Genomic DNA, 26108 nt, shown 5'->3' with positions numbered 1-26108 from the left:
GTAATGTCCTGCCCTGGCCTGCGCCCGAACTAGGGGTTGCCTAAGGGTTGTCGCATTGCTGGACGTCAAATATGTTTCCCCCGAATTGGGCGAATAGTGTGCCCATAGCTGGGGGCGGGCGTTCGCAGTCTGCGGTGATTGAGGTGGCTCAGATTGGCCAGTGAAGAGAAACTCCGCGAGTATCTCAAGTTGACCACTGCCGACCTGCATCGAACGCGGACACGGCTGCGGGAGAAGGAGGCGGCCGAGACCGAGCCGATCGCGATCGTCGGTATCGGCTGCCGGTTCCCCGGTGGCGTGCACACGCCCGAGGACCTGTGGGAGCTGGTGCGCACCGGCACCGACGCGATCGGTGGCTTCCCGGACGACCGCGGCTGGGAGCTCGACGACTCGGCGTTCGCCCGGCGCGGCGGGTTCCTGGACGACGCCTCCGGCTTCGATCCCGAGTTCTTCGGCATCTCGCCGCGTGAGGCGTTGTCGATGGACCCGCAGCACCGGCTCCTCCTGGAGACCGCGTGGGAGGCCTTCGAACGGGCCGGCATCGCGCCCGCGGGCGTGGCGGGCACGCGGACCGGGGTGTTCATGGGCAGCAGCGGCCAGGACTACGCCGCCGTGCTGCGGTCGTCCGCCGAGGACGCCGAAGGCCACCTCCTGACGGGTAACGCCGCCGCCGTCACGTCGGGTCGGATCGCGTACACCTTCGGGCTGGAGGGCCCGGCGGTGACGATCGACACGGCGTGCTCGTCGTCGCTGGTCGCCCTGCACCTGGCCGTGCAGTCGTTGCGGCGCAAGGAATGCACGATGGCGCTGGCGGGCGGCGTCATGATCATGTCGACGCCCGGTGCCTTCCTGGAGTTCAGCGCTCAGGGCGGGCTCGCCGCGGACGGCCGGTGCAAGGCGTTCTCCGACAGCGCCGACGGGACGGGCTGGGGCGAAGGCGTCGGCGTGCTGCTGGTGGAGCGGCTCTCGGACGCGCAGCGCAAGGGACACCCGGTGCTCGCGGTGATCCGTGGGTCGGCGGTGAACCAGGACGGTGCGTCGAACGGCCTGACCGCTCCGAACGGTCCGTCGCAGCAGCGCGTCATCCGCGCCGCGCTGGTCGATGCCGGCCTCACGACCTCCGATGTGGACGTCGTCGAGGCGCACGGCACCGGCACGTCGCTGGGTGATCCGATCGAGGCGCAGGCGCTGCTCACGACGTACGGCCGCGACCGGGACGAGCCGCTGTATCTCGGTTCGCTGAAGTCGAACCTCGGACACACGCAAGCCGCCGCGGGTGTGGCGGGCGTGATCAAGATGGTCATGGCGATGCGCCACGGCGTGTTGCCCAGGACGTTGCACGTCGACGAGCCGTCGACCCACGTGGACTGGTCGTCCGGCGCGGTCGAACTGCTGACCGAGTCCCGGGACTGGCCGGAGACAGGCCACCCGAGGCGGGCCGGTGTCTCCGCGTTCGGCATGAGCGGCACGAACGCGCATGTGATCGTGGAGCAGGCTCCGGAGTCCGAGCTGGTCGAGGTGTCGCCGCGTTCGGTGGTGCCGTGGGTGGTGTCGGCGAAGTCGGAGTCGGCGTTGCGTGAGTTCGCGGGCCGGGTCGCCGACTATGGCGAGGGTGCTGCTGCCGGTGATGTGGCGGTGGGTCTTGCCGGTCGTGCGGCGTTCGAGCACCGCGCGGTGGTGCTGGGCACAGATCAGGTGGAGTCGCTGCGCGCGGTGGCGGCGGGCGAGAGTCCTGCGGGCACGGTGGCGGGTGTGGCGTCGCCTGTGGACCGTGTGGTGTTCGTGTTCCCCGGGCAGGGCTCGCAGTGGGTCGGCATGGCAGCCCGATTGCTTGATGAGAGCCCGGTCTTCGCCGAGCGGATGGCCGAGTGTGCTGAGGCGCTGGCGCCGTTCGTCGATTGGGATGTGTTCGACGTTCTCGGTGATGAGGTTGCGCTGGCTCGGGTTGATGTGGTGCAGCCGGTGTTGTGGGCGATCAACGTGTCGCTGGCCGCGGTGTGGGAATCGTTGGGTGTGGTTCCTGGTGCGGTGGTGGGGCATTCGCAGGGTGAGATCGCCGCAGCGGTCGTCGCCGGTGGGCTGTCGCTGGGTGATGGTGCGCGGGTGGTGGCGTTGCGCAGTCAGGCCATCGCCGCCCGATTGGCGGGTGCGGGTGGCATGTTGTCCGTGGCCGCCTCTCTGGATCAGGTGACCTCTCGCCTTGTCGATGGGGTGTCGGTCGCGGCGGTGAACGGCCCGAACGCGGTCGTGCTGTCCGGAAACCCCGAGGCGCTCGTCGAGGTGCAGTCCGGGTTCGAGGGCGAGGGTGTTCGGGCGCGCCTGGTCGCGGTGGACTATGCCTCGCATTCGGAGCATGTGGAGGCGATCGAGTCCGAGCTCGCGGAGCTTTTGGCGGCGGTGGAGCCGCAGCCTGGTCGGATCCCGTTCTACTCGACGGTGGACTCGACCTGGTTGGACACCACTGAGCTGACGGGCCGGTATTGGTATCGGAATTTGCGGCAGACGGTGGAGTTCGCTCCGGCTGTCGAGCACCTGGCTGCCGAGGGGCGGCAGGCGTTCATCGAGGTCAGTGCGCATCCGGTGTTGACGATGGCGATTCAGGACACCGTCGAGCACACCGACCAGCCTGCCGCTGTGGTGGGCACGCTGCGTCGTGACGAGGGTGACCTGCGGCGTCTGCTGACGTCGGCGGCGGAGGCGTTCTGCGCCGGAGTCGACGTCGACTGGAAGACCGTCACCGCGGGCGCGGGCAGCACACCGTTCGATCTGCCGACCTACCCCTTCCAACACCAGCGCTACTGGCCTCGGGGCTCCGCCGGTGTGGGCGACCTGGCCGGTGCGGGGCTCGGAGTGGCCGACCACCCGCTGCTGGCCGCGTCGCTGGACGTGGCTGGTGGCGAGCAGTTCGTGCTCACTACGCGGCTGTCGGTGTCGGCGCAGCCGTGGTTGGCCGACCACGTCGTCATGGGCGCGGTCGTCGTTCCGGGGACGGCGCTGGTCGAGCTGGCCTTGCAGGCCGGGGACCAGCTGGGATGCCCGCAGGTCGCCGAGCTGACCATTGAAGCACCGGTGGTCCTTCCGGCTCACGGCGGCGTGCAGGTGCAGATCGTCGCGGACGCTCCGGACGAGACCGGCGCCCGGGAGCTGGGCATCTACGCCCGGGAGCACCACGACCTGCCGTGGACGCGGCACGCGACCGCGGTGGTGACCGACGGTCCCGTCTCGGTGAGCGAGGGGCTGCGGGAATGGCCGCCCGCCGGAGCTCGTGCGGTGGAGCTCGACGACCTGTACGACGGCTTCGCCGACGCCGGCCTGGTCTACGGGCCGGTGTTCCGGGGCCTGCGGTCGGTGTGGACGCGTGAGGACGAGGTGTTCGCCGAGGTCGAGCTGCCGCGCTCCGAGCACGGGCAGGCCGAGCGGTTCGGCGTGCACCCGGCCCTGCTGGATGCGGGCTTGCACGCACTCGGGGTGGCCTCGTTCGGCGAGGGCGGCGCGTACCTGCCGTTCTCGTGGAACGGTGTCACGCTGCTCGCGACCGGCGCGAAGGTGCTGCGGGTCCGGTTGACCCCGCAGGGCAGCGAGAGCGTGTCCGTGCTGGCGGCGGACGCGAACGGCGTGCCGGTGGCCGCGGTCGACTCGCTCGCGCTGCGTCCGGCGGCGTCGGTGCAGTTGACCGGCAACACCGCTCGGCACCTTTTCCGTCTGCAGTGGACGACGGTGCCGGTGCCGGACAGCGAAGCCGACGACACCGCGCTGCTGCCGTGGAACGCCGTCGACGATGATCCACACGCGACGGTGCACCAGGCTCTCGCCACCGTGCAGAACTGGCTGGCGGACGAGGCGAACGCCGAGTCGCGGTTGGTCTTCGTGACCCGTGGCGCGATCGCGGCGGGGCCGGACGAGGACGTCGCCGACCTCGCGTCCGCGGCCGTTTGGGGCCTGGTGCGGTCGGCGCAGTCGGAGAACCCGGGCCGGTTCGTCCTCGTCGACACCGACGGCACCCCGGCCTCGCAGGAGGTGCTGGCGCGTGCGCTGGCCACCGACGAAACGCAACTCGCCCTGCGTGACGGCGTGGTCTCCGCCCCGCGGCTGGCCCGGGCGCATCCCACCGGTGAGCGGCCGACGCTGTCGGACGGCACCGTCCTGATCACCGGCGGCACCGGCAACCTCGGCCGGATGGCCGCTCGGCACCTCGTGACCGAGTACGGCGCCCGTGACCTGCTGTTGGTCAGCCGACGCGGACCGGACGCCGACGGCGCCGCCGAACTCGTCGACGAGCTCACCGCGTTGGGCGCCGACGTGGTCGTCACGGCGTGCGACGTCACCGACCGCGACGCGCTCGCCGAGGTCGTCGACGGCGTGAACTTGACGGGTGTCGTGCACACCGCGGGCGCGCTGGACGACGGCCTCATCGGCGACCTCACGCCGGAGCGGGTCAGCACGGTGCTGCGGGCCAAGGCCGACTCGGCCCTCCACCTCGACGCGCTCACGCGCGATGCCGACCTGTCGCTGTTCGTGCTCTACTCCGGTGCCGCCGGCATCTTCGGCGGTGCCGGGCAGGCGAACTACGCGGCGGCGAACGTTCTGCTCGACGCGCTGGCCCATCGACGCCGGGCGGCCGGACTTCCCGCCACCTCGCTGGCCTGGGGCCTGTGGGCGGAGCTCGGCGGGATGACGGAGCACCTCGACGATGCCGACCTGTCCCGCCTGCACCGTGACGGCGTGGGCGGCCTGGACTCCGAGGAAGGGCTGGCCCTCTTCGATGCCGCGCTCGCGGCGGACGAACCGCTGCTGGTGCCCATCCGGCTCGACGTCGACGAGCTGCGTCGGGCGAAGGCCGACGTGCCGCCGTTGCTGCGGGGGCTGGCGGGTGTCCGGGCGACGCGTCGCGCGGCGGGAGACGCAGGCCTGGGCGACGCCTCGCTGCGGCAGCGGCTGGCGGGGATGTCCGCCACGGACGCCGAAGCCCACCTGCTGGAGGTCGTGCGCTCCGAGGCGGCCACCGTGCTCGGTTACCCGACGGCGGCGTCGGTGGAGCCGGACCGCCCCTTCAAGGAGCTCGGTTTCGACTCACTGACCGGTCTCGACCTGCGTAACCGGCTCAACGCGGGCACCGGCGTCCGGTTGCCCGCCACACTCGTGTTCGACCACCCGACGCCGACCGCGCTCGCGCGGTTCCTGCACCGCGAGCTCGTCGGTGACGGTCCGGCGAGCCCGGTCGTCACCAGGACCAGGACACCGGTCGACGAGCCGATCGCGATCGTCGGCATCGGCTGCCGCTTCCCCGGGGGCGTGACGTCGCCCGAGGACTTCTGGCGCCTGCTGCAGGCCGAGACGGACGCCGTCGGCGGTTTCCCCACCGACCGCGGATGGGAGCTGGACCCGTCGGCGAGCTACGTCGCCGAGGGCGGTTTCCTCTACGACGCGGGAGAGTTCGACCCGGGCCTGTTCGACATCTCGCCGCGTGAGGCGTTGGCGATGGACCCGCAGCAGCGGTTGCTGCTGGAGACGTCGTGGGAGGCGCTGGAACGCGCGGGGATCACTCCGGCGCAGGTCCGGGGCCGCCAGGCGGGCGTGTTCGTGGGCGCGGCGGCCCAGGGCTACGCGGTGGGCGCGTCGGCACCGGACGGCGTGCAGGGGCACGTCCTCACCGGTACGACGCCGAGTGTCGCCTCGGGTCGTATCGCCTACACGTTCGGGTTGGAAGGCCCCGCGGTCACGGTCGACACGGCGTGCTCGTCATCGCTGGTGGCGCTGCACCTGGCGGCGCAGGCGTTGCGCAACGGTGAGTGCGATCTGGCGCTGGCCGGCGGTGTGACGATCATGTCCACCTCCAGCGCCTTCGAGGAATTCAGCGCGCAGGGTGGCCTCGCCGCCGACGGTCGGTGCAAGGCGTTCGCCGAGGGCGCCGACGGCACCGGCTGGGGTGAGGGTGTCGGCATGCTGCTGGTGGAGCGACTGTCGGATGCTCAGCGCAACGGCCGCACCATCCTCGCCGTCGTGCGTGGCACCGCGATCAACCAGGACGGTGCGTCGAACGGCCTGACGGCGCCGAACGGTCCGTCGCAGCAGCGCGTCATCAGGGCTGCGTTGGAGAGCGCGGGCCTTTCGCCGTCCGATGTGGATGCCGTCGAGGCGCACGGCACCGGCACGGCCCTGGGCGATCCGATCGAGGCGCAGGCCTTGTTCGAGGCGTACGGCCGAGACCGGGACCGGCCGTTGTGGCTGGGGTCGGTGAAGTCGAACATCGGTCACACGCAGGCTGCCGCGGGTGTGGCGGGTGTGATCAAGATGGTCCTGGCGATGCGGCATGGCGTGTTGCCGAAGACGTTGCACGTCGATCAGCCGTCGTCGCATGTGGACTGGTCGTCCGGCGCGGTTCAGGTGCTCACCGAGGCGCAGCCGTGGCCCGACCACGGTCGTCCTCGTCGTGCGGGCATCTCGTCGTTCGGTATCTCCGGCACGAACGCGCACACGATCATCGAGCAGGCGCCCGAGCAGAACCTCGCGGTGGTGGAGCGTCGGGTGCCGTCGACGGTCCCCTGGGTGCTGTCGGGCAAGACCGTGGAGGCATTGCGTGGCCAGGCTTCGGCACTCCGAGCGAGGGTGGAGTCGGCTGAGTCGGCCGACGTGGCGTTCTCGCTGGTGACGACGCGGGCGGCGTGGGATCACCGCGCCGTGGTGTTGGGCGAGAGCCGGGACGAGTTGCTGTCGGCTCTGGAGGCGTTGGCCGAGGGGCGTTCGTCGGCTGATGTGGTCACCGGGTCGGTGATGCGAGGCAGGACGGCGTTCCTGTTCACGGGCCAGGGTGCTCAGCGGGTCGGTATGGGGCGTGAGCTGTATGGCGAGTTCCCGGTGTTCACTGAGGCTTTTGATGCTGCGTGTGAGCTGCTGAACCCGCGTCTGCGTGAGGTCATTGAGAGCGATGCGGAGGAGCTGAATCAAACCGAGTTCGCCCAAGCCGCTCTGTTTGCGGTCGAGGTGGCGCTGTTCCGGCTCCTCGAATCGTGGGGTGTTCGCCCGGACTTCCTGATGGGGCACTCGATCGGTGAAATCGCCGCAGCTCATGTTGCCGGCGTGCTGTCGTTGCAGGACGCGTGCACGCTCGTCGCGGCTCGTGGGCGGTTGATGCAGGCTCTGCCTGCTGGTGGGGCGATGGTGGCCGTCGAGGCCACTGAAGACGAGTTCGAGCCGACAGACGAGTTCGGTATTGCCGCGATCAACGGCCCGAACTCGGTCGTCATTTCCGGCGTCGAGGCCGCGGTTCTCGCGGTGGCGGAGGAGTTCGCAGCGCGGGGTCGCAAGACGAAGCGGCTCAGCGTCAGTCATGCGTTCCATTCGCCGTTGATGGAGCCGATGCTCGCCGAGTTCCGTGAGATCCTCGGCGGTCTGACGTTCACGGCTCCGCAGATTCCGGTCGTGTCGAACCTGACCGGCGAGCTGTCGACCGACCTGGCCTCGCCGGAGTATTGGGTGTCGCATGTGCGGGAGGCGGTGCGTTTCGCCGATGGCGTCGCCACTCTCGCTGCGCAGGGTGTGAGCAACTTCGTCGAGCTTGGTCCCGATGGTGTGTTGTCGGGGATGGCGCAGCAGTCGGTGTCCGAGGGCTTGTTCGTTCCGGTGCTGCGGGGTGACCGGCCCGAGGTGCGCACCGCGCTGAGCGCTTTGGCTGCGATGCACTGCCGTGGCATTGCTGTCGACTGGACGGCCCTCGTGCGGGGAGATCGCGTCGACCTGCCCACCTACGCTTTCCAGCGCCGGCACTACTGGCTGGAGGTCGGTGGCTCCGTTGCGCAGGGCGATGTGGTCGACCAGGAGTTCTGGGAGTTCGTCGAGCGGGCCGATGCTGGTGCGTTGGCGTCGGAGTTGGGGCTGGACGAGCAGTCGTTGGGTGAGTTGTTGCCGTCGTTGTCGGCGTGGCGCAGGCGTCGTCGTGAGTCGTCGGTGGTGCAGGACTGGCGGTATGCGGTGTCGTGGACGCCGGTGTCGGTGCCGCAGTCCGAGGTCACCGGGCGCTGGTTGGTGCTGACGCCGGAGCCCGACGAGGCCTTGGCGGCGTTGGGTGAGGTGCGGGTCGTCGAGCAGGTCGACCGGGCTGAGCTGGCCGAGCTGCTGCGTGGCGTCGATGGTGTGGTGTCGTGTCTGGATGCGCCGAGCACGTTGGTGTTGGTGCAGGCGGCGGTCGAGACGCGCGCGAAGGTCTGGGCGCTCACGCGGGGTGCGGTGTCAGTGGGTCGTTCCGACCGCATTCGTGCTGTCGAGCAGGCTCAGGTCTGGGGCCTAGGCCGAGTCGCGGCGTTGGAGCACCCCGACACGTGGGGCGGTCTGATCGACCTCCCCGAGCGGGTCGACTCCCGAGTGCTGAGCCTGGTCGAGAGCGTTCTCGCTGACGGGTCCGAGGATCAGGTGGCCGTCCGGTCGAGTGGCGTTTTCACCCGCCGCCTGACTCCGGCGGGGGCGTCTGCCGCGTCCGGGCCCTGGTCGCTGTCGGGGACCGCGCTGGTCACCGGTGGCACGGGTGCGTTGGGTGCTCAGGTGGCTCGGTGGTTGGCCGGGCGCGGTGTCGAGCACCTGGTGCTGGTGAGCCGCCGGGGACCTGATTCGCCTGGAGCCCCCGAGCTCGCTGATGAGTTGCGTGGGCTGGGTGTCGAGGTGACGGTCGCTGCGTGTGATGTGGCGGATCGGGATGCGGTTGCCGAGCTTGTGGCGGGTCTGCCGAGTCTGTCGGTGGTGGTGCATGCGGCGGGCATCGCTCAGTCGACGGCGTTGGTGGATTGTTCGGTGGAGGAGTTCGCCGAGGTGGTGGCGGGCAAGGTTGCGGGTGCGGTGAACCTGCACGAGCTCACCGAGGACCTCGACGCCTTCATCGTGTTTTCCTCGATCGCTGCGACCTGGGGCAGTGGTGGCCAGTGCGGCTATGCGGCGGGCAATGCGTTCCTGGACGGCCTGATCGAGCAGCGTCGTGCTGATGGTTTGCCGGGGACGTCGATCGCGTGGGGTCCGTGGGCCGGAAGCGGCATGGCCACGGGCGAAGCCGGTGACGAGCTCGCCAAACGCGGTCTCACGGCGATGGCGCCCGAGCGCGCCGTGATGGCGTTGGACCAGGCCCGCAACGACGCCACCGTCGCGGTCGCCGACGTGGAGTGGTCGCAGTTCGCTCCCGTGTTCACGGTGCGCAGGCCCAGTCCGCTGCTGTCGCAGCTGCCGGGCGTGGCGGTCGAGTCGCAGCCGGAGCTCACCGATGCCTCGGAGCTGAAGACGACGCTGGCCGGGCTGGACTCCGCAGCCCAGCAGCGGTACCTGCTGGACCTGGTGCGCTCCGAGGCGGCGGTCGTCCTGGGTTACGCCAACGCGGACGCCGTCGAGCCGGGCCGGGCGTTCCGCGAGCTGGGTTTCGATTCGCTCACGGCGGTGGAGCTGCGCAACCGGCTGCTTCCGCTGACCGGGCTGGAGCTGCCCGCGACCCTGGTCTTCGACTACCCCACCTCCACGGTGCTCGCCGAGTACCTCAGGGCGGAGCTCGTCGACGGGCAGTCGGATGCCGAGGTGGAGGCGACGTCAGCGGTCGCGAGCGACGAGCCGATCGCGATCGTGGGCATGGCGTGCCGTTTCCCCGGCGGCGTCCACACCCCGGAGCAGTTGTGGAACCTCCTCGCGGAAGGCCGGGACGCGGTCGGCGAGTTCCCCACCGACCGGGGCTGGGACCTCGACACGCTCTACGACCCGGACCCCGAGCACCTCGGCACGACCTATACGAAGGACGGTGCCTTCCTCGACACGGCCGGGCATTTCGATCCGGCGTTCTTCGGGATCTCCCCGCGCGAGGCGGTGGCGATGGATCCGCAGCAGCGGTTGCTGCTGGAGACGTCCTGGGAGGCGTTCGAGCGCGCGGGCATCGACCCGACGACGCGGCGCGGCAGCCGGACCGGTGTGTTCGTCGGCTCCAACGGCCAGGACTACCTGGTGGTACTGGCTGGTGCGGACGAGAGCCACGACGGTCACCTCGGCACCGGCAACTCGGCGAGCGTGATGTCCGGCCGGGTGTCGTACACGTTCGGGCTCGAAGGCCCGGCGGTGACCGTGGACACGGCGTGCTCGTCGTCGCTGGTGGCGCTGCATCTCGCGGTGCAGGCGCTGCGCAACGGTGAGTGCGAGATGGCGTTGGCCGGCGGTGTGACCGTCATGTCCACCCCAGGCGCGTTCGTGGAGTTCAGCGCTCAGCGTGGCCTGGCGACGGACGGTCGGTGCAAGGCGTTCGCCGAGGCCGCCGACGGCACCGGCTGGGGCGAAGGCGTCGGCGTGCTGCTGGTGGAACGCCTGTCCGACGCGCGACGCAACGGGCACAAGGTCCTGGCGGTGATTCGTGGCAGCGCGGTGAACCAGGACGGCGCCTCCAACGGTCTGACGGCTCCGAACGGCCCGTCGCAGCAGCGCGTCATCCGGGCGGCACTGGCGAGTGCGGGTCTGGCGCCATCCGATGTGGACGCCGTGGAGGCGCACGGCACAGGGACGGCACTGGGTGACCCGATCGAGGCGCAGGCGCTTCAGGCCACCTACGGCAAGGACCGCGACCGCCCGCTGTACCTGGGATCGGTGAAGTCGAACATCGGCCACACCCAGGCCGCCGCCGGTGTCGCGGGCGTGATGAAGATGGTCCTGGCGATGCGCCACGGCGTGTTGCCCAAGACGTTGCACGTCGACGAGCCCTCGTCGCACGTCGACTGGTCCTCCGGCGCGGTCGAGCTGCTCACCGAGCCCCAGAAGTGGCTGGAGAACGGCCACCCGCGGCGGGCGGCGGTGTCGTCGTTCGGCTTCAGCGGCACCAATGCGCACACGATTCTGGAAGAGGCGCCGGTCGAGGAACCGGTGGAACGCCCGGAGTCGGCGCGGACACCGTCGCTGCTGCCGCTGGTCCTGTCCGGCCGCTCCGCGGTGGCCCTTCGGGCGCAGGCCGAGCGGCTCGCCGCGATGATGGAGACCACCACGGATTCCCTGCTCGACGTGGCGTACTCGCTGGTCACCACACGGTCGTCGTGGGAACACACCGCCGTGGTGCTGGGCGACGACCGCTCGGCCGCGGTGCAGGCGTTGTGGCACTACGCCGAGGGCGGCGACACCGCGTCGGTCGTCGAGGGCGTGGTGAGAACCGGGAAGCTCGCGTTCCTGTTCACGGGTCAGGGCGCGCAGCGGGTCGGCATGGGGCGGGAGCTGTACGCCGAGTTCCCTGTCTTCGCCGAGTCCTTCGACGCGGTGTGTGCGCATCTGGATCGCGAGCTCGATCGGCCGGTGCGGGAGGTCGTGTTCGGTGAACCGGAGTTGCTGGATCGGACGGTGTTCACGCAGGCTGCGTTGTTCGCGGTCGAGGTGGCGTTGTTCCGGCTGCTGGAGTCGTGGGGTGTTCGCCCGGATTACCTGATGGGGCACTCGATCGGCGAGATCGCCGCAGCTCACGTGTCCGGCGTGCTGTCGTTGCAGGACGCGTGCACGCTCGTCGCAGCTCGTGGGCGTCTGATGCAGGCTCTGCCCGCCGGTGGGGCGATGATCGCCATCGAGGCCACCGAGGACGAGTTCGAACCCACCGAGGAGTGGGGGATCGCGGCCGTCAACGGCCCGAACTCGGTCGTCCTCTCCGGTGCCGAGGCCGCCGTGTCGGCAATCGCGGAGGAGTTCGCCGCCCGGGGCCGCAAGACCAAGCGCCTGTCGGTGAGCCACGCCTTCCACTCACCGCTGATGGAGCCGATGCTCGGCGAGTTCGCCGACGTGCTGCGCGGCCTGGACTTCCACGAGCCGCAGATCCCGGTCGTGTCGAACGTGACCGGCGGGATCGCCACCGACCTGGCGTCGCCGGCCTACTGGGTCGCGCACGTCCGCAGGCCGGTGCGCTTCGCCGACGGCGTGAGCACGGTGGCGGCCCAGGGTGTCACCACGTTCCTGGAGCTCGGGCCGGACGGAGTCCTCACGGCGATGGCCCAGGGATGCCTGCCCGAGTCCGATGCGCTGTTCGTGCCGATGCTCCGTGGCGGCCGACCGGAAGTCGCCGGCGCGATGACGGCCCTCGCGCAGCTGTCCGTGACCGGCACCGACGTCGACTGGACGGTGCACTTCGACGGGACCGGCGCTCAGCGCGTGGACCTGCCCACCTACGCGTTCCAAAGCGGTCGCTACTGGTTGGACTCGTCCGGACACCAGATCGCCGCCGAACCCGGACTGCTCGGCCTGACCGCCGAGACGCACCCGTTGCTCGGCGCCGCGGTCGAGTTGGCCGCGGGCGACGGCATCGTGCTGACGGGCCGGTTGTCGACCCGCACCCACGCGTGGGTGGCCGAGCACCAGATCCTCGGCCGGGCTCTGGTGCCGGGGACCGCGCTGGTCGAGTTGGCCGTCGCGGCGGGCGACCGGGTCGGCTGCGGACACGTCGAGGAACTCGCCCTGCACGCCCCACTGGTGCTGCCGGAGTCGGAGGGTGTCCAGCTCCAGGTCGTGGTCGGTGCGCCGGAGGACGAGGGCAACCGCGAAATCTCGGTGTACTCGCGGTTCGACGGAGCCGCCGGCGACGGCGTGTGGACGTGCCACGCCACGGGCGTGGTGTCGCCGCGCAACCCGTACCCGCACGCCGATCTGGCGGCGTGGCCGCCGTCCGGCGCGCGGGAAGTCGACCTCGCGGGCCTGTACGAAGGCCTGGCGGACGCGGGCTTCGTGTACGGGCCGAAGTTCCAGGGCCTGCAGGAGGTGTGGGTCCGAGGCGACGACGTGTTCGCCACCGTGGCCCTGCCCGAGGAGGCCGCGGGCGATGCGGAACGCTTCGGCCTGCATCCGGCGTTGTTCGACGCCTGCCTGCACGCGTGGATCCTGCGAGACGGGGGACAGGACACCGGTGGCCGCATCCCGTTCGCCTGGTCCGGGGTGTCGTTGTTCGCGGTCGGAGCCACCTCTGTTCGGGTCAAGCTCTCGCCGGCCGACGCCGAGGACTCCCTGTCCATCGTGCTCGCCGACGCCGAGGGCGGGCCGGTCGCGTCGGTGGACTCGCTCGTCATGCGGGCGGTGTCGGAGGAGGCGCTGCCGACGTCCGCGGCCGACGACACGCTGTTCCAGCTGAACTGGGAACCGCTGCCGCTGCAGGACGGTCTCGCCGTGGAGCACACCGTGCTGGAGTGTGTGCCCGGTGGGCCGGTCGACGTGGTGTCGTCGGTGTTGGTGTCGGTGCAGGAGTGGCTGGCCGGTGGCGAGGCCGACGCGCGTCTGGTGGTCGTGACGCGGGGTGCGGTCGCGGTCGAGCCCGGTGAGCCGGTGCGCGATGTTCCTGCCGCGGGTGTGTGGGGCTTGGTGCGGTCGGTGCAGGCCGAGCATCCGGACCGGGTGGTGATCGTGGACGTCGACGACGATCCGCGCTCGACCGATCTGCTGGGTGCCGTGGCCGCTTCGGGTGAGCCGCAGGCCGTCGTGCGTGGTGGCGAGGTCTTCGTGGCTCGGTTGGGCCGGGCCGCGAAGCAGCTGGTGGCTCCCGCCGGTACCTGGCGCTTGGACAGTGTCGGCAAGGGGACGTTGTCGAACCTGTCGCTGATCGAGTACCCGGAGGCCGAGGCTTCCCTGGGCCCGTGGGATGTGCGCATCGCGGTGCGTGCGGCGGGTGTGAACTTCCGGGACGTGTTGAACGCCTTGGGTATGTATCCGGGTGACGCGGGGCTCATGGGTATCGAGGGCGCCGGTGTGGTGCTGGAGGTCGGTTCCGAGGTCACGCACGTGGTGCCGGGCGACCGGGTGATGGGTCTGCTGTCGGGCGCGTTCGGGCCGGTCGCGGTGTCGGATGCGCGCATGGTGACGCGGATTCCGGACGAGTGGTCGTTTGCTGAGGCGGCGACTGTTCCGATCGTGTTCCTGACGGCGTTCTATGCGTTGCGGGATCTGGCGGACGTGCGCTCGGGTGAGTCGGTGTTGATTCACGCCGCTGCCGGTGGTGTGGGCATGGCGGCGGTGCAGTTGGCGAAGCACTGGGGCCTGGAGGTGTTCGGCACGGCGAGCCCGGCCAAGTGGGACGCGGTCGGACTGCCCGACGAGCACCTGGCCTCCTCCCGCGACCTCGGTTTCGAGGAGAAGTTCCTGGCCGCGACCGAAGGCCGTGGTGTGGATGTCGTGCTCGACGCGTTGTCGGGCGACTTCGTGGATGCGTCGTTGCGGTTGTTGCCGCGCGGTGGTCGGTTCGTGGAGATGGGCAAGACCGACGTTCGTGACCCCGAGCAGGTCGCGACGGAGTACCCGGGTGTGCGGTACCGGTCGTTCGATCTGATCGAGGCCGGTCCGGTGCGCATTGCCGAGATGTGGACCGAGCTGGTCACGCTGTTCGAGGCCGGTGCGTTGCGGCCGTTGCCGGTGCGGGTCTGGGACGTGCGCCAGGCGGTGGAGGCGTTTCGGTTCATGTCGCAGGCCAAGCATGTCGGCAAGGTCGTGTTGTCGCTGCCGCAGCCGTTGGACCCCGATGGCACCGTGCTGATCACCGGGGGCACCGGAAGCCTGGGTGGGCTGGTGGCGCGCCGGTTGGTCGAGCAGGGTGTCCGTCGTCTGGTGTTGCTCAGCCGTCGCGGTCCCGATGCCGGCGGTGCGGCGGAGTTGACGGCCGCGTTGACCAGCGCTGGTGCTGACGTCTCGGTCGTGGCGTGCGATGCCGCCGACCGGGAGGCGTTGTCCGAGGTCGTCGCCGGTATCGACAAGCTGACCGGCGTGGTGCACACCGCCGGTGTCCTCGACGACGGCGTCGTCGAATCACTCACCGATCAGCGCGTGCGGAAGGTCATGGATCCCAAGGCATCGGCGGCGTGGAATCTCCACGAGCTGACCCGGGACCACGATGTGGCGGAGTTCGTGTTGTTCTCCTCCGCCTCAGGCGTCTTCGGCAACGCTGGACAGGCGAACTACTCGGCGGCCAATGCGTTCCTCGACGGTCTGGCCGCGCACCGCAGGGCCCAGGGCCTGCCGGGTTTGTCGTTGGCGTGGGGGTTGTGGGACCAGCAGGACGGCGGCATGGGCGCCGGACTCGCCGACACCGACCGCGACCGCATCTCCCGTTCGGGAAGTGACGCGCTCACGCCGGAGCAGGGTCTGGCGTTGCTGGACAGTGCGCGGTCGCGGGCCGACGCGGTGCTGGTGCCGGTGGCACTGGAGCTCGGGTCGGGTCAGGCTAGGGCCGAGGACGTTCCTCCGCTGCTGCGCTCGCTGGTGCGCGTGACCCGCCGCGCGGCGGCAGCCCGCACCATGGACTCCGGGGACTCGCTGGCGCAGCGCCTCGCCGGGCTGTCCGGTGAGCAGCAGCTCGAACTCCTGACCGGGGTCATCCGCGAGCAGGCAGCCCTCGTACTGGGCTATCACGATGTCGAGCTGGTGGAACCAGATCGTTCGTTCCGCGAGCTGGGCTTCGACTCCCTGACCGCCATCGAGCTGCGCAACCGCCTCAACGCGGCCACCGGACTGAAGCTTCCGGCGACGCTGGTCTTCGACTACCCGACACCACAGGATCTGGCGGACCACGTCCGGGGTGACCTGGTCGGCGAGCAGGCAGCCGTCGCGGTCGCCGAAACCCGCCGGAGCGTGACGGACGAGCCCATCGCGATCGTCGGCATCGGCTGCCGCTACCCGGGTGGAGTGACCTCGCCGGAGGAGTTCTGGCAGCTGGTCGAGTCCGGCCGCGACGCCATCTCCGGCTTCCCCACCGACCGCGGCTGGGACGTCGACGTCCGCGCCGCCCGGGAAGGCGGTTTCCTCTACGACGCGCCGGAGTTCGATCCCGGGTTCTTCGGGATTTCGCCGCGTGAGGCGTTGGCGATGGATCCGCAGCAGCGGTTGCTGTTGGAGACGTCGTGGGAAGCGTTCGAGCGGGCGGGGATCGATCCGCTGTCGGTGAAGGGCAGCCAGACCGGCGTGTTCGTCGGCACGGCGACACAGGGCTACGCCGTCGGTGTGGCCCAGATGCCCGACGGCCTCGAAGGGCACCTGATGACCGGCACGACGCCGAGCGTGGCGTCCGGTCGCGTGGCCTACACGTTCGGTTTGGAAGGCCCAGCGGTCACGGTCGACACCGCGTGTTCGTCGTCGCTCGTGGCACTGCACTGGGCGATGCAGGCGCTGCGCAACGGCGAGTGCGACATGGCGCTGGCCGGTGGTGCCACCGTCATGTCGGCGCCCGGAGCGTTCATCGAGTTCAGCGCCCAGGGAGGCCTGTCGGCGGACGGCCGGTGCAAGGCGTTCGCTGACGGCGCCGACGGCACCGGCTGGGGTGAAGGCGCCGGGATGCTGCTGGTGGAGCGGCTGTCGGACGCGCAGCGCAAGGGACACCGCATCCTCGCCGTGGTGCGCGGGAGCGCGATCAACCAGGACGGCGCGTCGAACGGTCTGACCGCCCCGAACGGTCCGTCGCAGCAGCGCGTGATCCGCGCCGCGCTGGCGAGTGCGGGCCTGGAACCAGCCGAGGTGGACGCTGTCGAGGCGCACGGCACGGGTACGCCGCTGGGTGACCCGATCGAGGCACAGGCGTTGCTCGCCACGTACGGCAAGGACCGGGACCGGCCGCTGTATCTGGGCTCGGTGAAGTCCAACATCGGTCACACGCAGGCCGCCGCGGGTGTCGCGGGCATCATCAAGGTGGTCATGGCGCTGCGCCACGGCGTGTTGCCGAAGACGTTGCACGTCGATCAGCCGTCGTCGCATGTGGACTGGTCGTCCGGAGCGGTGGAGCTGCTCACCGAGCCGCAGCCGTGGTTGGAGGACGGTCGTCCGCGACGGGCGGCGGTGTCGTCGTTCGGCATCTCCGGCACCAACGCGCACACGATCATCGAGGAGGCCCCGGAGCAGCAGTTCGACGTGGTCCCGCAGGCTCCGTCGGTGGTGCCGTGGGTGCTGTCGGCGAAGACCGAGGCCGCGTTGCAGGCGCAGGCCGCCGCACTGCGTGGCCTCGCCGACGGAGACCCGGTCGACATCGCGTTCTCGTTGGCGACCACCCGCGCCGCCCTGGAGCGCCGCGCCGTCGTCCTGGGTGACGACCGCGACGCCGCTCTGGCGGCGTTGGCGGAGGGTCGTTCGTCGGCTGATGTGGTCACTGGTTCGGTGGTGCGGGGCAAGACGGCGTTCTTGTTCACCGGTCAGGGTGCTCAGCGGGTCGGTATGGGTCGGGAGTTGTATGGCGAGTTCCCGGTGTTCGCTGAGGCTTTCGATGCGGCGTGTGAGCTGTTGCATCCGCGTCTGCGTGAGGTGATCGAGGGTGATGCGGAGGAGCTGAACCAGACCGAGTTCGCTCAGGCGGCTCTGTTCGCGGTCGAAATCGCGCTCTTCCGTCTGCTGGAGTCGTGGGGTGTTCGCCCCGATTTCCTGATGGGGCACTCGATCGGTGAGATCGCCGCCGCGCACGTGGCTGGCGTGTTGTCGCTGGAGGACGCCTGCGCTCTCGTCGCTGCTCGCGGGCGTCTGATGCAGGCTCTGTCTGCTGGTGGGGCGATGATCGCCATCGAGGGCACCGAGGAGGAGTTCCAACCCACCGAGGAGTGGGGGATCGCTGCGATCAACGGACCCAACTCGGTGGTGATTTCGGGTGTTGAGTCGGCTGTTCTTGCGGTGGCGGAGGAGTTCGCCGCTCGGGGTCGTAAGACCAAGCGCCTGGCGGTGAGCCACGCCTTCCACTCGCCGTTGATGGAGCCGATGCTGGACGAGTTCCGCGGAATCCTCAGCGGGCTTGTGTTCCAGCAACCGCGGATTCCGGTGGTCTCGAATCTGACGGGTGAGCTCTCGAACGACCTGGCCTCGCCGGAGTACTGGGTCTCGCACGTGCGGGAAGCGGTGCGTTTCGCCGACGGCGTCAGCACTCTCGCTGCGCAGGGTGTGAGCAACTTCGTCGAGCTCGGTCCCGACGGAGTGCTCTGTGGCATGGCTCAGGACTGTGTGTCCGAGGGCTTGTTCGTGCCGATGCTGCGGGGTGACCGTCCCGAGGTGCGCACGGCGATCGGCGCGCTGGCCGCGATGCACTGCCGTGGTGTCGCCGTCGACTGGACCACGTTGGTCGAGGGCGCTCGGATCGATCTGCCGACGTATGCCTTCCAGCGTGAGCGCTACTGGCTGGAGGTCGGTGGCTCGGCTGCGCAGGGCGATGTGGTCGACCAGGAGTTCTGGGACATCGTGGAGCGAGCCGACGCGCGTTCCCTCGCCACGGAGCTCGGGCACGACGAGCGGTCGTTGGGTGAGTTGTTGCCGTCGTTGTCGGCGTGGCGTCAGCGTCGTCGTGAGTCGTCGGTGGTGCAGGACTGGCGGTATGCGGTGTCGTGGGTGCCCGTTGCCGTTTCGAACGCGACGCCGTCGGGTCGCTGGTTGGTGCTGACCTCCGAGCCTGACGAGGGCTTGGCGGCGTTGGGTGAGGTGCGGGTCGTCGAGCAGGTCGACCGGGCTGAGCTGGCCGAGCTGCTGCGTGATGTCGGTGGTGTGGTGTCGTGTCTGGATGCGCCGAGCACGTTGGTGTTGGTGCAGGCGGCGGTCGAGACGGGCACGAAGGTCTGGGCGCTCACGCGGGGTGCGGTGTCGGTTGGGCGTTCCGACCGCATCCGCGCTGTCGAGCAGGCGCAGGTCTGGGGCCTAGGCCGAGTCGCGGCGTTGGAGCACCCCGACACGTGGGGCGGTCTGATCGACCTGCCCGAGGAGTTCGACGCGGACGTCGTGCTGAGGCTGCTGGCTGACGGGTCCGAGGATCAGGTGGCGGTCCGGTCGAGTGGGGTGTTCGCGCGTCGGTTGGTCCCGGCCGCGCACTCGGCGACGGTCGAGGGGTCGTGGTCGTTCTCCGGCACGGCGTTGATCACGGGTGGCACGGGTGCTCTGGGCTCGCAGGTGGCTCGGTGGTTGGCCGGGCGCGGTGTCGAGCACTTGGTCTTGGTGAGTCGCCGGGGGCACGCTCCCGAGCTCGCTGATGAGTTGCGTGGCTTGGGTGTCGAGGTGACGGTCGCTGCGTGTGATGTGGCGGATCGGGATGCGGTTGCCGAGCTTGTGGCGGGTCTGTCGGATCTGTCGGTGGTGGTGCATGCGGCGGGCATCGCTCAGTCGACGCCGTTGGTTGATTGTTCGGTGGAGGAGTTCGCCGAGGTGGTGGCGGGCAAGGTTGCGGGTGCGGTGAACCTGCACGAGCTCACCGAGGACCTCGACGCCTTCATCGTGTTCTCGTCCATTGCTGCGACGTGGGGTAGTGGTGGCCAGTGCGGTTATGCGGCGGGCAATGCGTTCTTGGACGCGTTGATCGAGCAGCGTCGTGCTGATGGTTTGCCGGGGACGTCGGTGGCGTGGGGTCCGTGGGCCGGAAGCGGCATGGCCACGGGTGAGGCGGGCGAGCATCTGGCCAGGCGTGGTCTGGTGGCGTTGTCGGCGGAGCGGGCGTTGCGGGCTCTGGAGCAGGCGCAGCGTGATGTCACGGTCACCGTCGCCGACGTCGACTGGCCGACCTTCGCCTCCGTGTTCACCGCCCGCAGGCCGAGCCCACTGCTCGGCGAGATCGCCGAGGCCGTCGTCGAGAACGAGGTCACGAGCGACGCCTCGTCCGGGTTGAAGGACACGCTGGCCGGGCTGGACTCCGCGGCCCAGCAGCGGTACCTGCTGGACCTGGTGCGCACCGAGGCCGCCGTGGTCCTCGGCTACGCGAACGCGGACGCCGTCGAGCCGGACCGCTCGTTCCGCGAGCTCGGCTTCGACTCGCTCACCGCGGTGGAGCTGCGTAACCGGCTGCTTCCGCTGACCGGGCTGGAGCTGCCCGCGACCCTGGTCTTCGACTACCCGAACGCGAAGGCCCTCGCGGAGCACCTCGGCACGGAACTCCTCGACGGCGCGGCGAGCGCCGAGATCGGGACGGTGACGACCGTCGACCACGACGAGCCGATCGCGATCGTGGGCATGGCGTGCCGCTTCCCCGGCAGTGTCGAGACGCCCGAACAGCTGTGGAAGCTCCTCGCGGAAGGCCGGGATGCGGTCGGCCCGTTCCCCACCGACCGAGGCTGGGACCTCGACACGCTCTACGACCCGGAGCCCGGCAACCCCGGCACGAGCTACACCCGTGACGGTGCGTTCCTGTACGACGTGGGCGAGTTCGACCCCACGTTCTTCGGGATCTCCCCGCGCGAGGCCGTGTCGATGGACCCGCAGCAGCGGTTGCTGCTGGAGACGTCGTGGGAGGCGTTCGAACGCGCCGGTATCGACCCGGTGGCGGCGAAGGGCAGCCGGACCGGTGTGTTCGTCGGATCCAACGGCCAGGACTACCTGTCGGTGCTGCTGGGGTCGGCCGACATCGGTGACGGGCACCTGGGCACCGGGATCTCGGCCAGTGTGGTGTCGGGCCGCATCGCCTACACGTTCGGGCTGGAAGGACCGGCGGTGACCGTGGACACGGCGTGCTCGTCGTCGCTGGTCGCCATTCACCTGGCCGTGCAGGCACTGCGCAACGGCGAATGCGAGATGGCGCTGGCCGGCGGGGTCACGGTCATGTCCACGCCGGGCGCGTTCGTCGACTTCAGCGCCCAGCGGGGCCTGGCGACCGACGGCCGGTGCAAGGCGTTCGCCGAGGCCGCCGACGGCACCGGCTGGGGCGAGGGTGCCGGCGTGCTCCTCGTCGAGCGCCTGTCGGACGCTCAACGCAACGGGCACACCATCCTCGCCGTGATCCGTGGCAGCGCGACCAACCAGGACGGCGCGTCCAACGGTCTCACCGCGCCGAACGGTCCGTCGCAGCAGCGCGTCATCCGGGCGGCACTCGCGAACGCCGGACTACAGACGTCCGATGTGGACGCCATCGAGGCGCACGGCACCGGAACCACGCTGGGCGACCCGATCGAGGCACAGGCGCTGCTGGCCACCTACGGCAAGGACCGCGACCGGCCGCTCTGGCTGGGCTCGGTGAAGTCGAACATCGGCCACACCCAGGCCGCGGCCGGTGTCGCGGGCGTGATGAAGATGGTGCTCGCGATGCGGCACGGTGTGCTGCCGAGGACGCTGCACGTCGACACGCCGTCCCCGCACGTCGACTGGTCGTCGGGCACGGTCGAGCTGCTGACCGAGGCACAGGACTGGAAGCAGAACGGCCATCCGCGGCGGGCCGGGATCTCCGCCTTCGGCATGAGCGGCACCAACGCTCACCTCATCCTGGAGCAGGCACCCGAGGCGGCCGCGGTCGAGGTGTCTCGGCGCGACGTCGTCCCGTGGGTGCTGTCGGCCAAGTCCGAGAGCGCGCTGCGGGAGCTGGCCGCCCGCGTCGTGGACTTCGACGGCGATGTCGGTGACGTGGCGGTGGGCCTTGCCGCTCGCCCGGTGTTCGAGCACCGGGCGGTGGTCGTGGGCGACGACCCGCACACGCTGCTGGCCGAGATCGCCGAGGGCCGGATCCCCGCTGGAGCGGCACAGGGCACCGCGTCCGATGTGGACCGCGTGGTGTTCGTGTTCCCGGGCCAGGGTTCGCAGTGGGTCGGCATGGCGGCTCGGCTGGTGGAGGAGAGCCCGGTGTTCGCCGAGCGGCTGCGGGAGTGCGCCGCCGCGCTGGCACCGTTCACCGACTGGTCGTTGTTGGACGTCCTCGACGACGAGGCCGCGCTGGCCAGGGTCGACGTGGTGCAGCCCGTGTTGTGGGCGGTGATGGTGTCGTTGGCCGCGACGTGGGAGTCGCTGGGTGTGACACCCGGCGCGGTCGTGGGGCACTCGCAGGGCGAGATCGCCGCAGCGGTCGTCGCGGGCGGCCTGAGCCTGAGCGACGGTGCTCGCGTGGTGGCCCTGCGGAGCCAGGCCATCGCGGCCGGGCTGGCCGGCGCGGGCGGGATGCTCTCGGTCGCGGCGCCGCTCGACGACGTCACCGGCCGACTCCGCGACCGGGTGTCGGTCGCGGCGGTCAACGGCCCGAACGCGGTCGTGCTGGCCGGTGACCCGGAGGCTCTGGCGGAGGTCATGGCCGAGTGCGAGGCGGACGGGATCCGGGCCCGCATGGTGGCGGTGGACTACGCGTCGCACTCCGCGCACGTCGAGCGGATCGAGGGCGAGCTCGCGCGTGTCCTGGCACCCGTGAAGCCTCGGGCGGGCACGATCCCGTTCTACTCCACGGTGGACTCGACGTGGCTGGACACGACCCAGCTGACGGGTGAGTACTGGTACCGCAACCTGCGGCAGACGGTGCGGTTCGCGGAGGCGGTCGAGCACCTTGCGGCCGAGGGACGGCAGTTGTTCGTCGAGGTCAGTGCGCATCCGGTGCTGACCATGGCGATCCAGGACACCGTGGAAGGTGCCGCGCGCACCGACGGCGCTGTGAACGCTGTGAACACCGCGAGCACGGTGGACACGGCGGTCGTCGGCACCCTGCGACGCGACGAGGGGGACCTGCGCCGGTTGTTGCTGTCCGCGGCCGAGGCGTTCTGCGCCGGTGCGGCGGTGGATTGGAAGCGGATCACCGCGAACGCCGGTACGGTCCCGCCGGAGTTGCCGACGTATCCGTTCCAGCGGCAGCGGTACTGGCCGCGTGGTGGAGCGGTGGTCGGCGACCTCGCAGGCGCCGGGCTCGGCACGGCGGACCATCCGCTGTTGGGTGCGGCACTGGACGTCGCCGGTGGTGAGCAGCTCGTCCTGACGACGCGCTTGTCGGTGGCGGCGCAGCCGTGGCTCGCCGACCACGTGGTGCTGGATCAGGTCGTGGCTCCGGGGACCGCGTTGGTGGAGCTGGCGTTGCAGGCGGGCGACCGGGTGGGCTGCTCGCACCTCGCCGAGCTGACCATCGAGGCGCCGCTGGTGTTGCCTCGGCAGGTGCAGATCGTCGTCGACGCGGCCGACGAGACCGGAGCCCGCGAACTCGGCGTCTACGCCCGCGAGGATCACGATCTCCCGTGGATGCGGCACGCGACCGCGGTGGTCACCCCCGAGCCCGCTGCCGCCGTGTCCGAGGACCTGCGGCAGTGGCCGCCGGCAGGGGCCGAGGCGGTGGACATCGACGGCCTGTACGACGGGCTGGCGGGTGCCGGACTCGACTACGGGCCGGTATTCCGGGGGCTTCGGGCCGTGTGGATCCGGGGCGCCGAGGTCTTCGCCGACGTCGAGCTGCCGCAGACGGAGCACGGCCAGGCCGGCCGGTTCGGGCTGCACCCCGCGCTGCTCGACGCGGGTCTGCACGCGCTGGGCGTGGCATCGTTCGGCGAGGGCGGGGCATACCTGCCGTTCTCCTGGAGCGGTGTGTCCCTGCTGGCCGCGGGCGCGACGACACTGCGGGTGAAGCTGACCAAGCACGGCAACGAGAACGTCTCGGTGCTGGCCGCCGACGCTCACGGCGACCCGGTGGCGATCGTGGACTCGCTGGTCCTGCGGCCCGCGGCCGCGGCGGCGGCGACCACTGCGACGCAGAACCTGTTCCGGCCGCAGTGGATCACGCTGCCGTTGCCGGACACCGCGGCGGACGACGCCGTCGTGCTGCCGTGGACGTCGGTCGAGGACGACCCGCACCGGACGGCGCACAAGGCGTTGTCCACGGTGCAGGAGTGGCTGGCCGACGCCGCGAACGCCGGCTCGCGACTGGTGTTCCTCACCCGGGGCGCGGTCGCGGCCGGATCCGGTGAGGACGTGCCCGACCTGGCCTCCTCGGTCGTCTGGGGACTGGTCCGCTCCGCGCAGTCGGAGAACCCGGGCCGGTTCGTGCTGGTCGACACCGACGGAACCCAGGCGTCCGAGGACGTCCTGGCCCGGGCACTGGCCACGGACGAACCCCAGCTCGCCCTGCGACACGGCACCGTGCACGCGCTGCGGCTGGGCCGGGTCGACGACTCCGTCGTGCTCACGCCGCCGTCGCAGCCCTGGCACCTGGACGTCACGTCCAAGGGCACGCTGGACAACCTGGCGCTGCTGCCGCATCCCGACGCCGACGCGCCGCTCGACGACCACGAGGTCCGGCTGGAGGTGCGGGCGACGGGCGTCAACTTCCGGGACGTCCTGATCGCGCTGGGCATGTACCCCGACGAGGTCATGCTGGGCAACGAGGGCGCGGGCGTCGTGCGCGAGGTCGGCTCGGCAGTGACCGGTCTGAAGCCCGGAGACCGGGTGCTGGGCATCTTCGCCGGTGGTGTCGGCCCCGTCGCGGTCGCCGACGGCAGGCTGCTGGTGAAGCTGCCCGACGACTGGTCGTTCGTCGACGGCGCGTCGGTCCCGGTGGTGTTCCTGACGGCGTACTACGCGCTGCGTGATCTCGCCGATCTGCGCGGCGGCGAGTCGGTGCTGATCCACGCGGCCGCCGGTGGCGTGGGCATGGCGGCCGTGCAGCTCGCGCGGCACTGGGGCGCGGAGGTGTTCGCCACCGCGAGCCCGGGCAAGTGGCCCGCCGTCCGCGAGCTCGGCGTCGCCGACGACCACCTCGCCTCGTCCCGTGACCTCGACTTCGAGAAGAAGGTCCTCGATGCCACGGACGGGCGCGGTGTGGACGTGGTGCTGGACTCGCTCGCCCGCGAGTTCGTCGACGCGTCGCTGCGGTTGTTGCCGCGGGGCGGGCGTTTCGTCGAGATGGGCAAGAGCGACGTCCGCGACCCCGACCAGGTCGCGGCGGAGCACCCGGGCGTGCGGTACCGCGCGTTCGACGTGATCGAGGCGGGTGCCGAGCGGATGGGGGAGATCCTCCGCGAGGTGATGGCCCTGTTCGCCGAAGGGGCATTGCGCCCGCTCCCGACGCGGACCTGGGACGTGCGGCAGGCCAAGGACGCGTTCCGCTTCATCTCGCAGGCCAAGCACATCGGCAAGGTCGTGCTCACCGTGCCGCGCGAGGCGGAACACGGCACCGTGCTCGTCACCGGCGGCACCGGGCAGCTGGGTGCGGCGGTCGCGAAGCATCTCGTGACCGAGCACGGTGTCCGAGACCTGGTCCTGGCCAGCCGGCGCGGACCGGACGCCGCGGGGGAGCTGGACCGCGAACTCACCGAGTTGGGTGCGCGGGTCCGCATCGTCGCGTGCGACGTGGCCGATCGGGCCGCTCTCGCGGCGGTGCTCGACGACATCGGCGACGCGCTGACGGGCGTCGTGCACACGGCGGGCACGCTCGACGACGGCCTGGTGGACAACCTCACGCCCGAGCGGGTCAGCACGGTCCTGCGGTCGAAGGTCGACGGCGCGGTCCATCTCGACGAGCTGACACGCGAGTCGGACCTGTCGCTGTTCGTGCTCTACTCCGGCGCGGCGGGAGTGTTCGGTGGTGCCGGGCAGTCGAGTTACGCGGCCGCCAACGTGTTCCTCGACGCGCTGGCCCACCGCAGGCGTGCCGCCGGGCGTCCGGCGTTGTCGCTGGCGTGGGGGCTGTGGGCGGAACTCGGCGGTATGACCGCGCACCTCGACGAGACCGATCTGGCCCGGCTCGGCCGCGACGGGGTCGGCGGGCTGCGCACCGAGGAGGGGCTCGCTCTGTTCGATGCGGCGCTCGCGGTGGGCGAACCGCTGCTGGTGCCGATGAAGCTGGACGTCGCGGGATTGCGGAAGCAGCAGCCCGACGAGGTCGCCCACCTCCTGCGGGCCTTCGCGGGAGCAGCGCCCCGAACGCGCCGCGCGGCCGGTGACGCACCGGCGGAAAGCGCACCGCGGCTGGTCGTCCAGCTCGCCGGACGGTCCGAGACCGAGCAGACACGCCTGCTGCTCGACGTGGTCCGCACCGAAGCCGCGGCCGTCCTCGGCTTCCCGTCCGCGGACGACGTGGCGGCCGAACGGGCGTTCCGCGAGCTCGGTTTCGACTCGCTGACCGGGGTGGAACTGCGCAACCGGCTCGGCAAGCTCAGCGGTATCCGGCTCGCCCCCACGCTGGTCTTCGACCACGCCACACCGCAGGCGTTGGCCGAGTTCCTGCGCGGCGAACTCGCGCCGAGCCAGGCCGAGACGGCGACCGCCGGGGTGCTCGGCGAGCTGGAGCGACTGGAGGCCGCGCTGGCCGAGTTCGCTCCGGACGACGGTGCCGCCGGGGAGATCGCCACGCGGCTGCGCACACTGCTGGCCCGGTTCGAGGACTCCACACCCACCGAGAACGAGTTGTCCCAGCGGATCCAGGACGCCACGGCGGACCAGATCTTCGATCTCATCGACAACGATCTGAACCTCTCCTGACCTCGCGAGGA

General features: G+C 70.7%; 1 protein-coding gene. It reads left to right on the top strand.

Annotated features, from left to right (window positions below):
* The first annotated feature begins 153 nt into the window (after positions 1-153).
* Positions 154-26097 (top strand): type I polyketide synthase, encoded by a 25944-nt coding sequence (locus SACAZDRAFT_RS23750; RefSeq protein ID WP_005441170.1) that lies wholly within the window; start codon positions 154-156, stop codon positions 26095-26097.
* Positions 26098-26108: the final 11 nt, after the last annotated feature.

The sequence above is a fragment of the Saccharomonospora azurea NA-128 genome (genome assembly GCF_000231055.2).
Taxonomy (GTDB): Bacteria; Actinomycetota; Actinomycetes; order Mycobacteriales; family Pseudonocardiaceae; genus Saccharomonospora; species Saccharomonospora azurea.
The sequence above is the reverse complement of the archived record's forward strand: the minus strand, read 5'-3'. Positions and strand labels throughout refer to the sequence as shown.